This window comes from Vibrio sp. Of7-15 (assembly GCF_022347565.1).
In the GTDB taxonomy this organism is placed as follows: Bacteria; Pseudomonadota; Gammaproteobacteria; order Enterobacterales; family Vibrionaceae; genus NORP241.
Window position 1 is genome coordinate 43,887 of the sequence record NZ_JAKRGH010000016.1, and the last position, 14,474, is coordinate 58,360.

At 42.9% G+C, this 14,474-nt stretch carries 12 protein-coding genes; 10 read left to right on the plus strand and 2 right to left on the minus strand.

Going from position 1 to position 14,474, the window contains the following annotated elements; genetic code table 11:
- Positions 1-53: 53 nt before the first annotated feature.
- Both glnD and map read right to left on the minus strand, forming a co-directional pair.
- Positions 54-2,684 (minus strand): bifunctional uridylyltransferase/uridylyl-removing protein GlnD, encoded by a 2,631-nt coding sequence (glnD, locus tag MHO82_RS16060; protein ID WP_239185269.1) that lies wholly within the window; start codon positions 2,682-2,684, stop codon positions 54-56.
- Between the two features lie 156 nt (positions 2,685-2,840).
- Complete coding sequence (map, locus tag MHO82_RS16065) at positions 2,841-3,635, minus strand: type I methionyl aminopeptidase (protein WP_239185271.1); 795 nt, start codon at positions 3,633-3,635, stop codon at positions 2,841-2,843.
- 360 nt (positions 3,636-3,995) lie between these two features.
- Between map and rpsB the strand changes: the two genes are divergently transcribed.
- The 10 genes from rpsB (at position 3,996) to MHO82_RS16115 (ending at position 14,470) form a co-directional block, all read left to right on the plus strand.
- The gene (rpsB, locus tag MHO82_RS16070) at positions 3,996-4,727 is read left to right on the plus strand and encodes a 30S ribosomal protein S2 (RefSeq protein ID WP_239185273.1); all 732 of its coding nucleotides are present in this window, start codon (positions 3,996-3,998) and stop codon (positions 4,725-4,727) included.
- A gap of 145 nt (positions 4,728-4,872) precedes the next feature.
- Positions 4,873-5,718 (plus strand): translation elongation factor Ts, encoded by an 846-nt coding sequence (gene tsf, locus MHO82_RS16075; RefSeq protein WP_239185275.1) that lies wholly within the window; start codon positions 4,873-4,875, stop codon positions 5,716-5,718.
- 93 nt (positions 5,719-5,811) lie between these two features.
- Positions 5,812-6,543: a UMP kinase gene (gene pyrH, locus MHO82_RS16080; protein WP_239185277.1), complete on the plus strand. Its 732-nt coding sequence runs from the start codon at positions 5,812-5,814 to the stop codon at positions 6,541-6,543.
- 47 nt (positions 6,544-6,590) lie between these two features.
- Complete coding sequence (frr, locus tag MHO82_RS16085) at positions 6,591-7,148, plus strand: ribosome recycling factor (RefSeq protein ID WP_239185279.1); 558 nt, start codon at positions 6,591-6,593, stop codon at positions 7,146-7,148.
- Between the two features lie 76 nt (positions 7,149-7,224).
- A complete protein-coding gene (locus MHO82_RS16090) occupies positions 7,225-7,986 on the plus strand; it encodes an isoprenyl transferase (RefSeq protein WP_239185281.1) in 762 nt (253 codons plus the stop codon).
- 17 nt (positions 7,987-8,003) lie between these two features.
- Positions 8,004-8,843 carry a phosphatidate cytidylyltransferase gene (locus tag MHO82_RS16095; protein WP_239185283.1) on the plus strand — a complete coding sequence of 280 codons (840 nt, stop codon included), beginning with the start codon at positions 8,004-8,006 and terminating at the stop codon, positions 8,841-8,843.
- A 63-nt stretch (positions 8,844-8,906) separates the two neighbouring features.
- Entirely contained in the window at positions 8,907-10,115 is a 1,209-nt protein-coding gene (ispC, locus tag MHO82_RS16100; RefSeq protein ID WP_239185474.1) for a 1-deoxy-D-xylulose-5-phosphate reductoisomerase, read from the plus strand.
- Positions 10,112-11,470 (plus strand): sigma E protease regulator RseP, encoded by a 1,359-nt coding sequence (rseP, locus tag MHO82_RS16105; protein WP_239185285.1) that lies wholly within the window; start codon positions 10,112-10,114, stop codon positions 11,468-11,470. The genes ispC and rseP overlap by 4 nt, the downstream gene beginning before the upstream one ends.
- 36 nt (positions 11,471-11,506) lie before the next feature.
- Positions 11,507-13,942: an outer membrane protein assembly factor BamA gene (gene bamA, locus MHO82_RS16110; protein WP_239185287.1), complete on the plus strand. Its 2,436-nt coding sequence runs from the start codon at positions 11,507-11,509 to the stop codon at positions 13,940-13,942.
- An 18-nt stretch (positions 13,943-13,960) separates the two neighbouring features.
- Positions 13,961-14,470 (plus strand): OmpH family outer membrane protein, encoded by a 510-nt coding sequence (locus MHO82_RS16115; protein ID WP_239185289.1) that lies wholly within the window; start codon positions 13,961-13,963, stop codon positions 14,468-14,470.
- Positions 14,471-14,474: the final 4 nt, after the last annotated feature.

Below are 14,474 nucleotides of genomic sequence, written 5' to 3' on the forward strand. Positions count from 1 at the left end.
ATCGCCTCTTTAGTAACCAGAGGCAACCTTGCTGTGATTATTGAGGACTCAGCCTAGCTTGGGTTAGCAAGCTGATGGACGTTTTCAACTAGCTTGGCTGATAAGGCGGTTTGTTGCTCTTCATTCAGCCGTGTCCCTTGCTCTGAGGTGATAATGAACAAGTTTTCGGCGCGCTCACCAATGGTAGTAATTTTTGCAGCATGAAGATGAATCGCTAATTCAGCAAAGGTAGCGCCAATGGTGGCCAACAGCCCTGGAGAGTCAAGAGCGACAAATTCCATCAAGGTTCGCTTACCGGTTTTGGTTGGTAAAAAGTCGACTCGAGTACGCACATTAAAGTGCATCAGTTGTCTTGGTGTTCTTCTTACTTTTATCTTGGTCTGTTTTTCACTCTCAAGAACATGGGTAATGTGTTTAATTACAGCATGGTGACGAGATTCATCTATTGGTTTCCCATGGTGATCCAATACCATAAATGTGTCCAAGGCATAGCCATCTTTGCTGGTCATGATTTGTGCATCATGCACACTAAAGTTACGACGATCCAGCTCTGCTACTACGGTAGCAAATAAGCTCGGTAAATCTTTACTGTAAATAAATAGCTCAGTGCCACCTCGGCTAGGCTTTTTGCTCATCAGTACCATGGGTTTTTCTATGGGTTGGCGGAGCAGTTTTTCTGTATGCCAAGCAATTTGTTTATGAGTGTGGCGTAAAAAATAGTCGGCTTTAAAACGTTGCCACAATAATTCGATTTCTCGTGGGCTAAAACCTTCACTACGAACCAGTGCAGAAGCCATTTGTTGGTTATGACGAATGCGATCTCGAATATCTGGTGGATTTTCTAGGCCTCGGCGTAGCGCTCGTTGAGTTGAGTGGAACAATTCGGAAATTAAAGTGCGCTTCCAGCTGTTCCAAAGTTCTGGGTTGGTGGCGCAAATATCGGCCACTGTTAGGCAAACTAAATATTCAAGGTACTCTTCTTCACGAACTTGTTTGGCAAATTCAGTGATGACATCGGGATCGTAAATGTCTCGTCGTTGAGCTGTGACCGACATGAGTAAATGGTGCCGTACAAGCCACGACACTAATTTGGCTTCAGGCTTAGATAGCCCATGGCCGATACAAAAATCATAGGCTTCTACTGCACCAATTTCAGAGTGATCGCCTCCGCGTCCTTTGCCGATATCATGAAAAATAGCGGCTAAAATCAACAGCTCTTTTTTGATGATTCGGGGATACACTTCACAACAGATCGGGTGCTTTTCACGGTTATCGGGATCAGAGAAACGGTGGATATTTTTTAGTAAACGGACACTGTGTTCATCAACGGTATAGACATGGAAAAGATCGAATTGCATTTGTCCAACAATCTGGCTCCATTGGGGTAAATAAGCAGCCAGTACGCCTAAACGATGCATCAAGCTAAAGGCTTTGGTAAGAGCATTAGGGTGACGGGTTAGCGCGATGAACTTGTCTCGGGCTTCTGGAATATCACATAAAAAGCGGTTGAGGCGTCGGCGAGCTGTTCTTAGCTGGCGCAATGTCGGGGGGCTAACGCCATCAATGGTAGAGTCATTCGCCACATGCAAAAACATGTCTAAAATGGTTTCGGGTCTTGCTTGGAAGAGCGCCGGTTTTCTGGCTTCAATGAGGTTATCTCGGCGCTGAAAATCATCATCGAGAATTTCTGCTTCAGGTACTTCACCTTTGTTGATGATGGCTTCATCAAACAATTTCAGCAGCATTTTGTTGAGTTCTGCAATACGACGAAGAGTGCGATAAAACTCTTTCATCATTTTCTCTACGCCGCGGTTTCCTTCTCCCTCAAACCCTAAGTGTTCGGCTACTTGCGCCTGGTGACCAAAGGTTAGGCGGTTATCGTAGCGCCTTAATTCAATGTGCAGAGCAAAGCGCACTCGCCATAAAAAGTCTTGGCATTCGACAAGTTCACGGTATTCCGCGTCTGTTAAAAAGCCGAAGCGGCTCATTTCAAACAGCGATGTTGCACCAAAATGGCGTCTGGCGACCCAGCTTAATGTGTGAATATCACGTAGGCCACCTGGGCTGGACTTAATGTCAGGCTCTAGGTTGTAGGTTGTGTCATGGTAGCGAGCGTGGCGTTCTTTTTGCTCTATGAGTTTTGCTTGGTAAAAGTCTTCACTAGGCCAAAAGGCTTCTGAGTGAATGTGCATTTTGAGCTGATGGAATGTTTCATCACAGCCACATAGATGTCGAGATTCTTGCAGGTTAGTGGCAACCGTTAAGTCGTTCTGCCCAATATCAATACACTCTTCGATAGTACGAACACTGTGGCCGACTTCTAAGCGAAGATCCCATAAAAGAGTAATGAATTCACTGATTTTGGCACCAATTTCATCGGAGATGGCTTCACGTGAAAGAATTAGGATATCAATATCTGAGAGAGGATGAAGCTCTCCACGACCATAACCACCTACGGCCACAAGTGTCAGATTTTGTTGTTGGTTAAATCCGTAAAAAGCCCATAAACGATTGAGTAGTTGATCAATGTAATCGGATCGATCATGAACCAAATCGGTAATAGAGGCGTGATTACTAAACTGAACTTTTTGAGCATCAGCAAACAAGGTGAGCTGGTGACGTAACTCTACAGCAGAAATATGCTCACTTGAGAGACTCAATGGGGGAAGGTAGGCAGTTGTCATAGCATTCCTTGCAAGTTTTCTTAAACAATATTAAGAGTACAGAATGCTATTATTAATACAATGCAGAGATGATAATATAGTCAATATGAGGGTTGATTATAGTTACCACCTCTGTATTTATGATCCTGTATTCACAGTGAATAAAGAACAGTTAAATTAGTTTTTTAGGTGGCGAGGCAGTGTTTCATCTGAACGTAATGTTAACACTTCACAACCTGTGTCTGTTACAAGTAATGTGTGTTCCCATTGTGCCGATTTTTTACCATCCACAGTGTAAACCGTCCAGTTGTCTTCTTCGTCAAGAACACAGCCGTATTTACCAGCATTAATCATCGGTTCAATCGTAAAACACATGCCCGCTTTTAAGACAGTTTTATCGTTGTTTTTGTAGTGAACCACTTGTGGATCTTCATGGAATTCACTACCGATACCGTGACCACAGTAGTCACGCACGATTGAAAAGCGGCTGTTACCGTTTTTAATGAACTTTTGAATAGCTGTGCCAATTTCGCCTAATTTCACACCTGGTTTTACTTTCTTAATGGCTAAATATAGGCTTTCTTGAGCAACACGGCACAGACGTTTGTCTTCCAATGAGACTTCACCAACGAAGAACATTTTTGAAGTGTCGCCATGATAGCCATCTTTGATAACCGTGATATCAATGTTAATGATATCACCATCCTGTAATACATCTTTTTCACTTGGGATGCCGTGGCAAACAACGTGGTTAATTGAGGTACAGATGGATTTAGGGAAGCCATGGTAGTTCAGAGGGGCAGGAATCGTGCCTTGTTCGTTAACCATGTAATCATGACAAATCTTATTGAGCTCTTCTGTGTGTACTCCTGGCTTCACATACGGGCCAATCATTTCTAAAACGTCTGCGGCAAGTTTGCCGGCAACACGCATTTTTTCAATTTCTTCTGCTGTTTTTATTTTGCTAGTCATTCAATTTTCTCAGCTGACATGATTTAAGTGGCAATCTATTCATATTATCAGTGTGAACGCTGTCTGAAAACTCGCAGAGGAAGAAAGTTGCCAGAATATAACCCTTCTTTGTATAGGTTTATAAAATGGAAATTGTGTTGAAGAACGGAATAGTTCTGGATGTGTATCGGCATTATATGGTATAAAGCGCGCCGGATTCACAAACAATCTGTTTTGTGTCTTCCGAACTAACTTAAATTTTAATTTACACACATGCCGACACATGTTCCGGGGTGCCCCATATCTGATGCCTGAATTGGATAGCTGAGAGGGTCGGTAACATGGGGTATGTGGAGCCTAAACCCCAAAGAGGAAATCTCAATGGCAACTGTATCAATGCGCGATATGCTTAAAGCTGGTGTTCACTTCGGTCACCAAACTCGTTACTGGAACCCAAAGATGAAGCCGTTCATCTTCGGTGCTCGTAACAAAGTTCATATCATCAACCTAGAATCAACTGTACCAATGTTCAACGATGCACTAGCTGAGCTAGGCAAAATCGGTGCTCGTAAAGGTAAAGTTCTTTTCGTAGGTACTAAGCGCGCTGCATCTGAAGCTGTTAAAGAAGCTGCAATCAACAGCGACCAGTTCTACGTAAACAACCGTTGGTTAGGTGGTATGCTAACTAACTACAAAACTGTTCGCCAATCAATCAAGCGTCTAAAAGACTTCGAAGCACAGTCTCAAGACGGTACTTTCGAAAAGCTAACCAAGAAAGAAGCGCTAATGCGTACTCGTGAAATGGAAAAGCTTGAGAAATCTCTTGGTGGTATCAAAAACATGGGCGGCCTACCAGACGCTCTATTCGTAATCGATGCTGACCACGAGCACATTGCAATTAAAGAAGCTAACAACCTAGGTATTCCAGTATTTGCTGTTGTTGATACTAACTCTAACCCAGATGGTGTTGACTACGTAATCCCAGGTAACGATGACGCAATCCGTGCGGTTCAACTTTACCTGAACGCTGCTGCACAAGCTGTAACTGAAGGTCGTAACCAAGACATCGCAGTACAAGCTGAGCAAGACGGTTTCGTAGAAGAAGCTAAGTAATTTTCACTATTTAGTGAAGATCACAAATTTAGCTCGCTCCTAGTGAGTTGCTTAGTTTCTATGTAAACTAAGTTATAGTTAGCAGGGGCCTCATATTGGCCCCTGATTTTTAACTTTCCATGTTTGGAATAACGAGGAATAAACAATGGCAACTGTTACAGCAGCCCTAGTTAAAGAATTACGCGAGCGCACTGGCGCTGGCATGATGGAATGTAAAAAAGCACTTGTTGAAGCTAACGCTGATATTGAGCTAGCAATTGAGAACATGCGTAAGTCTGGCGCAGCGAAAGCAGCTAAAAAAGCTGGTAACGTTGCTGCTGAAGGCGCAATCATCATCAAAGAAGAAAACGGCGTTGCTGTTCTTCTTGAAGTTAACTGCCAAACTGACTTCGTTGCTAAAGATGGTAACTTCACTGCATTCGCAGAGAAAGTTGCGGAAGCTGCTCTAGCTTCTAAAGCAACTGTTGAAGAGCTAGTAGCTCAATTCGAAGAAGAGCGTGTTGCTCTTGTTGCTAAGATCGGTGAGAACATCAACATCCGTCGCGTTGCTTACGTTGAAGGCGCTGCAATTGCTTCTTACCGTCACGGTGAGAAAATCGGCGTGGTTGTTGCTGGTGAAGGCGATGCAGAAACTCTTAAGCACGTTTCAATGCACGTTGCTGCTTCTAAGCCTGAGTACGTTAACCCAGAAGACGTACCAGCTGACGTAGTTGCTAAAGAGAAAGAAGTTCAAGTTGAAATTGCTATGAACGAAGGCAAGCCTGCTGAAATCGCTGAGAAGATGGTTGTTGGCCGTATGAAGAAATTCACGGGCGAAATCTCTCTAACAGGTCAAGCGTTCATCATGGAACCTAAGAAAACTGTTGGCGACATCCTTAAAGAGCGTAACGCTTCTGTTTCTACTTTCGTTCGCCTAGAAGTTGGTGAAGGTATCGAGAAAGCTGAAGAAATGAGCTTTGCTGAAGAAGTAGCGGCAGCACAAAAAGGTTAATCCTAATTTATTAGGTTAAACTTAAAGACCGTGGCTTAGGCTGCGGTCTTTTTATAATCATCATTAGACAAACTCTCTATGAAAGGTAATTCCATGACTACAAGCCCGAAGCCTGCTTATCAACGTATTCTACTTAAATTGAGTGGCGAAGCCCTTCAAGGTTCTGAAGGTTTTGGTATCGATCCAACGATCCTTGATCGTATGGCTCAAGAAATTAAAGAGCTTGTTGAGCTCGGTGTACAAGTTGGTGTCGTAATTGGTGGTGGTAATTTATTCCGTGGTGCAGGCCTTGCTGAAGCGGGTATGAATCGAGTAGTGGGCGACCACATGGGCATGCTAGCAACGGTAATGAATGGTTTAGCAATGCGTGATGCGCTGCATCGTGCTTATGTGAACGCTCGAGTAATGTCCGCAATTCCTTTAAATGGTGTTTGTGATGACTATAACTGGGCAGATGCTATTAGCCAGTTGCGTAACGGCCGTGTTGTGATTTTCTCAGCAGGTACTGGTAACCCGTTTTTCACGACTGATTCAGCAGCGTGTCTACGTGGTATCGAAATTGAAGCGGACATCGTATTAAAAGCAACCAAAGTTGATGGTGTATTTGATAGCGATCCAGTAGCTAACCCTGATGCAACTCTTTATGATAAACTGAGCTACAGTGAAATTCTTGAAAAAGAACTGAAAGTCATGGATTTGGCTGCATTTACACTAGCTCGTGACCATGAAATGCCGATTCGTGTATTCAACATGAACAAACCTGGTGCTTTACGCCGTGTTGTTATGGGTGAAACTGAAGGTACACTAATCAGCAGCGCTGAATAATATTAATGCTTAAGTATTAATAAAAATAGATTTTATAGGACGATATTGTGATTAACGAAATCAAATCTGACGCTAAAGTACGTATGGAAAAAAGCGTTGAAGCTCTAAAAAATAACCTGGCTAAGATCCGTACTGGTCGTGCACACCCAAGCCTACTTCAAGGCTTATCGGTTGAATACTATGGTGCAGCAACACCTATCAACCAAGTAGCAAACATTGTAGCAGAAGACGCTCGTACTCTAGCTATCACCGTGTTTGATAAAGAGCTGGCTTCAGCAGTAGAAAAAGCAATCATGAAGTCTGATCTAGGTCTGAACCCACAGTCTGCTGGTACTGTAATTCGTGTTCCACTTCCACCATTAACAGAAGAGCGTCGTCGCGATTTCGTTAAAATCGTACGTGGTGAAGCTGAAGGTGGTCGTGTTGCTATCCGTAACATCCGTCGTGATGCGAATGGTGATCTAAAAGCACTACTAAAAGACAAAGAAATCTCTGAAGATGAAGATCGTCGTGCACAAGACGAAATTCAGAAGTTAACAGACGCAGCGGTTAAGAGTGTCGATGAGCTTCTTGAAATTAAAGAAAAAGAGTTGATGGAAGTGTAATAAGTAATACACTTTACAATCTACGAAAGCGCTGGGCGTGCAGCACAGCGCTTTTTATTTTGTATAGGGAATATATATGGCAGATAGTATTGGTGAGTCTGCTATCTCATCACAGGCTCTTCCTAAACATATTGCTGTGATAATGGATGGCAATGGACGCTGGGCGAAGGCAAAAGGTAAACCTCGAGTTTTTGGTCATAAAGCTGGCGTTGATTCAGTACGAAAAACAATTTCAGCAGCAAACCGATTAAATGTTAAAGCCATTACGTTATTTGCGTTTAGCAGTGAAAATTGGCGAAGACCTGAAGATGAAGTCAGTTTATTAATGGAGTTGTTTATCTCTGTACTTTCCAGGGAAGTGAAACGACTGCATAAAAATAATATTCAGCTGCGTATCATTGGTGACAAAAGTCGCTTTAGTAAGCGTTTACAGACCAAAATTAGGGAGTCTGAAGAGCTTACTGCAAACAATGATGGCATGGTTTTGAATGTTGCAGCTAACTATGGCGGCAAATGGGATATTACCCAAGCCGTGAAAAATATTGCTCAAGATATCGAGCAAGGTCTGTATCGTTCAGACCAAATAGATGAAGCTTTGTTAAGTTCCAAGATGACGATGTCAGATCTTCCTGAAGTCGATCTTCTAATTCGTACCAGTGGGGAATGCCGGATCAGTAACTTTATGTTGTGGCAAATGGCTTACGCTGAGATGTATTTTACAGAACAATATTGGCCTGACTTTGATGAACAAAGTTTAGCTGAGGCTGTGGCTTGGTTTGTAAATCGAGAGCGCCGCTTTGGTTGTACTGGGGAACAGATCCACGCTTTAATGAAATAAACAGAGGACGATAAAGTTTGAAACAACGCATAATTACAGCCCTCATTCTTGCTCCACTTGTTATTGCTGGGATCTTTTTATTACCAATTCCTGGTTTTTTAATCGCGTTAACTGCTGTGACGGTTATCGGCTTCTGGGAATGGACACAGTTTGTTAATGCTAAATCACGTTTAGTGGCTCTAGTGCCAGCTCTCGCTGTGGTGGCGGGCACACTCGTTTGGCTTCCGTTTGATGTTAATTCTTTATCGGAAGTTGGGGGATCACATCAAAGTGTTCTCATGGCGGGAGGCCTATGGTGGTTGATTGCTTCTGCATTGGTGATCAGTTACCCGAAAAGTTCTAAATTGTGGTCAGGTAGTAATGTGATCCGTCATGTATTTGGTTTGCTGACCATGGTGCCATTTTTATGGAGTGTGGTGTTACTGCGTGCGGCAGAGTACCAAGCTGACCCTTATTACGGTGCAAAACTGGTTCTTTTAGTGTGCTTTTTGGTATGGGCTGCTGACAGTGGTGCTTATTTTGCTGGTAAATCTTTTGGGAAATATAAGATGGCTCCCGCCGTTAGCCCGAATAAAACCATTGAAGGCCTAATTGGTGGTATAGTTGCTGCTATGCTTGTTGCCTGGGGGGCGTCTAGTCTATTTGGCATCCACTTTTCTAGCGTTGGTGCCATGCTAGGTATTTCCATGGTGACTGTGATTATTTCAGTGCTTGGTGATCTTGCTGAAAGTATGTTTAAGCGAGTATCAGGCATTAAAGATAGCGGTAACATTTTACCAGGACACGGTGGGATCTTAGACCGAATTGATAGCCTAACAGCTGCTTTCCCTGTCTTTGCTCTTTTGTATTTTTGGTAGATATACATATTTTTAAAAGTGGCTCTAAAGTAGCCACTTTTTATCTATTTTGGTCAATTCGTGATGCGTAACTTAACCATTCTTGGAGCAACTGGCTCTATCGGTTCTAGCACCTTATCGGTCGCTGCTCAAAATCCCCACTTATATAATATCATTGCCCTTGCCGCAGGCTCTAATGTTGAAAAAATGATGCAACTTTGCCTTCAATGGCAGCCTCAGTATGCCGCAATGGCGGAGCCAACAGCAGCACTTGAACTTCAAATGCGCTTAGCAGAAAAAGGCGTCAAAACCGAGGTTTTAGCGGGGAATGATGGCTTATGTCAGCTGGCCTCTTTACCCGATGTCGATACCGTCATGGCCGCTATTGTTGGTGCGGCAGGTTTATTGCCTACAATGGCTGCAGTAAAGGCTGGAAAGCGAGTTTTATTGGCAAACAAAGAAGCATTGGTGATGTCTGGTCAGTTGTTTATCGATGCTGTTGAAAAGTATGGGGCGGAATTACTACCAGTTGATAGTGAGCATAATGCAATTTTCCAATGTCTTCCCGAAAAAGTGCAAACCAACCTTGGACGCTGCGATCTTGATGAAAGTGGTATTAGCAGTATTCTCCTGACTGGCTCGGGTGGCCCTTTCCGTTACACTGATGTATCCGAGCTGAGCTCAGTAACGCCTGAAATGGCCATCGCTCATCCGAATTGGTCGATGGGGCCTAAGATTTCTGTCGACTCTGCCACGATGATGAACAAAGGCCTAGAGTACATAGAAGCACGCTGGCTGTTTAACACTCGTCAAGAGCAGTTGAAAGTGATCATTCATCCCCAGTCTGTGATTCATTCTATGGTGCAGTATCGCGATGGTTCTGTGTTGGCGCAAATGGGCCTACCGGACATGAAAACCCCAATTGCGTGCACCATGTCTTATCCTGAGCGTATCAATGCGGGCGTTGAGCCGTTAGATTTCACTAAAGTGGGCGAGTTTACGTTTTTGGAACCCGATTACCAACGTTACCCATGCTTGAAGTTAGCGATTGATGCATGTTATCAGGGGCAACAAGCAACGACAGCATTGAATGCTGCAAATGAGCAGAGTGTTGCTGCTTTCTTAAATCATCAGCTTCGATTTACCGATATCGCGATGATAAATGAGCAGGTTTTAAACAAGCTCGTAGGTTCTGAACAATTCCGTCAACTTGTTGACTTGGAAAGCTTAGTCGAGCTAGATAGAATGGCTCGCAAATACGCAGATGAAGCAATTCAAAAGGCAATGTCATGACAGGTTTATTATGGAACTTGGGTTCCTTTCTTTTAGCTCTTGGTATTTTGATTGCCGTTCATGAGTTTGGCCATTTTTGGGTTGCTCGTCGATGTGGTGTCATTGTAGAAAAATTCTCTATTGGATTCGGCAAATCTATCTGGCGAAAAGTCGCTAAAGATGGCACAGAATACAGCTTGTCTATGATCCCACTTGGTGGGTATGTGAAAATGCTGGATGAGCGAGTTGATGAGGTCCCAGAAGAGTTAAAGCATCGCGCATTTAATAACCGTCCTCTTTGGCAGCGTACTTCCATTGTGGCTGCTGGTCCTATTGCTAATTTCTTATTTGCTATTTTTGCTTATTGGATTGTGTATCTGATTGGTATTCCTGCAGTGAAGCCAGTGATTGGCGTTGTTACGCCAAATTCTATTGTTGCTCAGGCTGGAATTGAACCTGGAATGGAACTTAAAGCGGTTTCAGGACTCAAAACCGCGGACTGGGAATCAGTTAACATGGCGATCATCTCCCATATCGGTGATGAGAGCATGGCCTTTACGGTGACAGATTCTGACAATATTGGTGTTGAGCATACTAAAACGCTTGATTTATCTGAGTGGCACTTTGATCCAGAGAAAGACTCTGCAATGCAGACGTTAGGTTTTAAACCTTTTTCTCCAGAAATATCGCCAGTCATTGCCCATATTGGAGAACAAAGTGCAGCGGAGGCCGCAGGTTTTCAAGTTAATGATGAATTGCTAGAAATTAACGGTGTTGAAGTTAAAAACTGGCAGCAAGTTGTTGATATTATTCAATCTAGCCCAGGCCAAGATGTGTCAATAACGGTACTACGTGATAACAATAAGCTTGATGTTGTTTTAGTCCCAAACAGCCGAGAGCTTTCTGATGGTCGCATGGTTGGCTTTGCTGGCATTGGCCCACAGGTTGCAGAATGGCCTGAAGATTATCGTTTCGAATTACGCTTTGGTGTATTTGAAGCCATAGGTAAAGCCGTTGAGAAAACAGGTCAGTTAGTGGATCTCACTTTCGGTATGGTGGTGAAACTGATCACTGGCGATGTTGCAGTGAAAAACTTAAGTGGCCCTATCTCAATTGCGAAAGGCGCAGGAATGACGGCCGATTATGGCTTGGTGTATTTCCTGGGCTTTTTGGCTTTGATCAGCGTGAACCTAGGCATTATTAACTTATTACCTCTTCCAGTATTGGATGGAGGCCATTTACTGTTTTTTGCTATTGAAGCAGTAACAAGAAAGCCTGTTTCGGAAAAAGTACAAGATATAGGTTACCGAGTAGGTTCTGCGATTATAGTAATGTTGATGGCGGTTGCGCTATTTAACGACTTTACGCGCCTTTAATAAATGCAGTAACAGCAAGGAATAATTAGAGTAGTCATGGCGATGAAAAAACTGTTAATCGCGTCGCTTCTTTTTGGTAGTGCGATGGCGCAAAGCGCAGAACAATTTGTTGTAGATGATATCCGTTTTGAAGGGTTACAACGAGTTGCTTTAGGTGCCGCTTTGCTCAAAATACCAGTACGTGTTGGTGATAATGTTACTGAGCGTGATACTGCTCAGATCATTAAAGCATTATTTGCATCTGGTAATTTTGAAGATGTAAAAGTATATAAAGATAACAATACCTTACTGGTAAAAGTTAAAGAACGTCCAACCATTGCGAGTATTTCTTTCTCAGGAAATAAAGCGATTAAGGAAGAGCAATTACAAGAAAACCTTGATGCTTCTGGCATTCGTATAGGTGAAGCTCTTGATCGCACAACGTTAAATAAGATTGAAAAAGGCCTTGAAGACTTTTACTACAGCGTTGGTAAGTACAATGCGACGGTAAAAGCAGTGGTAACTCCATTGCCACGTAATCGTTCTGATTTGAAGTTTGTGTTTACGGAAGGCGTTTCGGCGACCATTCAGCAAATCAACTTTATTGGCAATGAAATTTTTACAGATGAAGAATTATTAGGGCGTTTTAACTTAAATGTGGATTTGCCTTGGTGGAACTTCCTTGCTGATGAAAAGTACCAAAAGCAAGTTTTAGCGGGTGATATTGAAGCATTACGCTCATATTACTTGAATAAAGGTTATTTAAAATTCCAAGTTGAATCGACTCAAGTTTCTATTTCGCCTGATAAGAAAGGGGTATACATCACCCTGACTTTGAACGAAGGTGAAGCTTATACAGTTAAAGATGTCGAGTTTAGAGGGGATTTAATTGGTAAAGAGGCTGAATTTGATGCCCTTGTGCCATTTGAGGCAGGAGAAACTTATAACGGCTCTTTGGTAACAAGCCTAGAAGAAAACGTGAAGCGTGTTCTTGGTGAGGCTGGTTATGCTTACCCTCAAGTTCGTACTTTGCCAGAGTTCGATGACGAAGCCAATGAAGTGTCCTTAGCGATTCATGTTGAGCCGGGTAATCGTATTTATGTTCGTGACATTAAGTTCTCTGGTAACACAGCAACAAAAGACGAGGTGTTACGTCGTGAAATGCGTCAAATGGAGGGGAGCTGGCTAAACTCGAAATCCATTGATCGTGGTAAAGAGCGTTTGAATCGTCTTGGTTTCTTTGAAACGGTGGATGTTCAAACGGTTCGTGTGCCGGGTACTGATGATCAGGTAGACATTGCCTACAACGTGAAAGAAGCAAACTCTGGTAATATCAACTTTGGTGTTGGTTATGGTACGGAGTCGGGTGTTAGCTTCCAGATTGGTTTACAGCAAGATAACTTTATTGGCAGCGGTAACCGTGTAGGTATCAGCGCCATGATGAACGACTACCAAAAGAACGTAAGCTTTGAATATCGAGATCCGTACTTTACGCTTGATGGTATTAGTTTAGGTGGTAAGGTTTTCTACAACGAATTTGAAGCCTCTGATGCTGGTATTGTTGACTACACCAACCAAAGCTATGGCACCACGTTAACTTGGGGTTTTCCGTTTGACGAATTGAATTATTTTGATTTGAGTATTGGTTATACCCATAACAAAATTTCGAACTTAGACTCTTATTTACAAATTGAGCAGTTCTTACAAGCTCAAGAAGAAAATGTGAACCCAGACGGTAGCTTAGAAGTGAATGACTTCGATGCCACAATTTCTTGGACTCGTAATAATTTAAACCGTGGTTACTTCCCGACAGCAGGTAATTACCAACGTGCGTATTACAAGATGACGGTTCCTGGCTCGGATGTTCAATTCTTTAAGACTCAGTACGACGTTCGTCAATATTTCCCATTAACCAAAAAGCATGAGTTCACACTCTTAATGCGTGGCCGTTTAGGTTACGGTAATGGTTATGGCCAAACGAATGGTAATGATAATTTATTGCCATTTTACGAAAACTTTTATGCCGGTGGTTTTACAACCCTACGTGGTTTCCGTTCTAACTCGGCTGGTCCTAAAGCCGTTTATGATGATCCAACGGGCTGTAGCAGTAACGTAGGTGGTAATAACCCATGTTACAGCGGTACTGATGACTCTGTTGGTGGTAACGCCACGGCACTGGCCAGTATTGAATTGATTGTACCAACGCCGTTTGCTTCGGAAGAAGCTCGAAATCAGATTCGAACCAGTGTGTTCTTTGATATGGCAAGTGTGTGGGATACCGAGTTCTCGTACCGGGAAGCTGATGCCAATATGCCGGGCAAACAGTACTACTATGATTATTCAGATCCGAGTAACTACCGTTCATCATATGGTGCAGCCTTACAGTGGATGTCACCGATGGGGCCACTAGTTTTCTCGGTTGCAAAACCAGTTAAGAAATTTGAAGGTGATGACGAAGAGTTCTTCACTTTTACTATTGGACGTACGTTCTAACACTTTGAGGTGAATATTTTGAAACAATGGATTAAAGCGGCCGGTATTGGCCTAGTAGTATTAAGCTCATCTGTGTTTGCTGATGCAGCACAAGCCGCACAGCAAGTGGGCTACGTAAATATGGCTAAAATCTTCCAGCAGTTGCCTCAACGTGAAGCCGTGAGCAAAAAGCTTCGTGAAGAATTTAAAGACCGTATCGATGCTTTACGTTCTTTAGAGCAAAAAATTAAAGATAAAGTGGGTAAAATTAAACGTGATGGCGAATTACTTGGTGAATCAGGCCGTACTCAACTTGAACGTGAAATTGCCTCTTTACAAGCAGACTATAAACTAAAAGCAAAAGCGTTGGATGAAGACAACCGTCGTCGTCAGGCTGAAGAGCGTAATAAGCTTCTGATGCAAGTGCAGAAAACTGTAGAAACAGTGGCTAAAAAAGAAGGCTACGACATGGTTGTTGATGCCGCTTCACTATTATACGCACAACCAGAAAATGATCTTTCTGATAAAGTTCTTGCTGAAATTAAATAAGGTT

Bases quoted from the DNA above. Each gene is read 5' to 3' on its own strand.
- glnD (WP_239185269.1), bottom strand. From the start codon at position 2,684: ATGACAACTGCCTACCTTCCCCCATTGAGTCTCTCAAGTGAGCATATT.
- map (WP_239185271.1), bottom strand. From the start codon at position 3,635: ATGACTAGCAAAATAAAAACAGCAGAAGAAATTGAAAAAATGCGTGTT.
- rpsB (WP_239185273.1), top strand. From the start codon at position 3,996: ATGGCAACTGTATCAATGCGCGATATGCTTAAAGCTGGTGTTCACTTC.
- tsf (WP_239185275.1), top strand. From the start codon at position 4,873: ATGGCAACTGTTACAGCAGCCCTAGTTAAAGAATTACGCGAGCGCACT.
- pyrH (WP_239185277.1), top strand. From the start codon at position 5,812: ATGACTACAAGCCCGAAGCCTGCTTATCAACGTATTCTACTTAAATTG.
- MHO82_RS16090 (WP_239185281.1), top strand. From the start codon at position 7,225: ATGGCAGATAGTATTGGTGAGTCTGCTATCTCATCACAGGCTCTTCCT.
- ispC (WP_239185474.1), top strand. From the start codon at position 8,907: ATGCGTAACTTAACCATTCTTGGAGCAACTGGCTCTATCGGTTCTAGC.
- rseP (WP_239185285.1), top strand. From the start codon at position 10,112: ATGACAGGTTTATTATGGAACTTGGGTTCCTTTCTTTTAGCTCTTGGT.
- bamA (WP_239185287.1), top strand. From the start codon at position 11,507: ATGGCGATGAAAAAACTGTTAATCGCGTCGCTTCTTTTTGGTAGTGCG.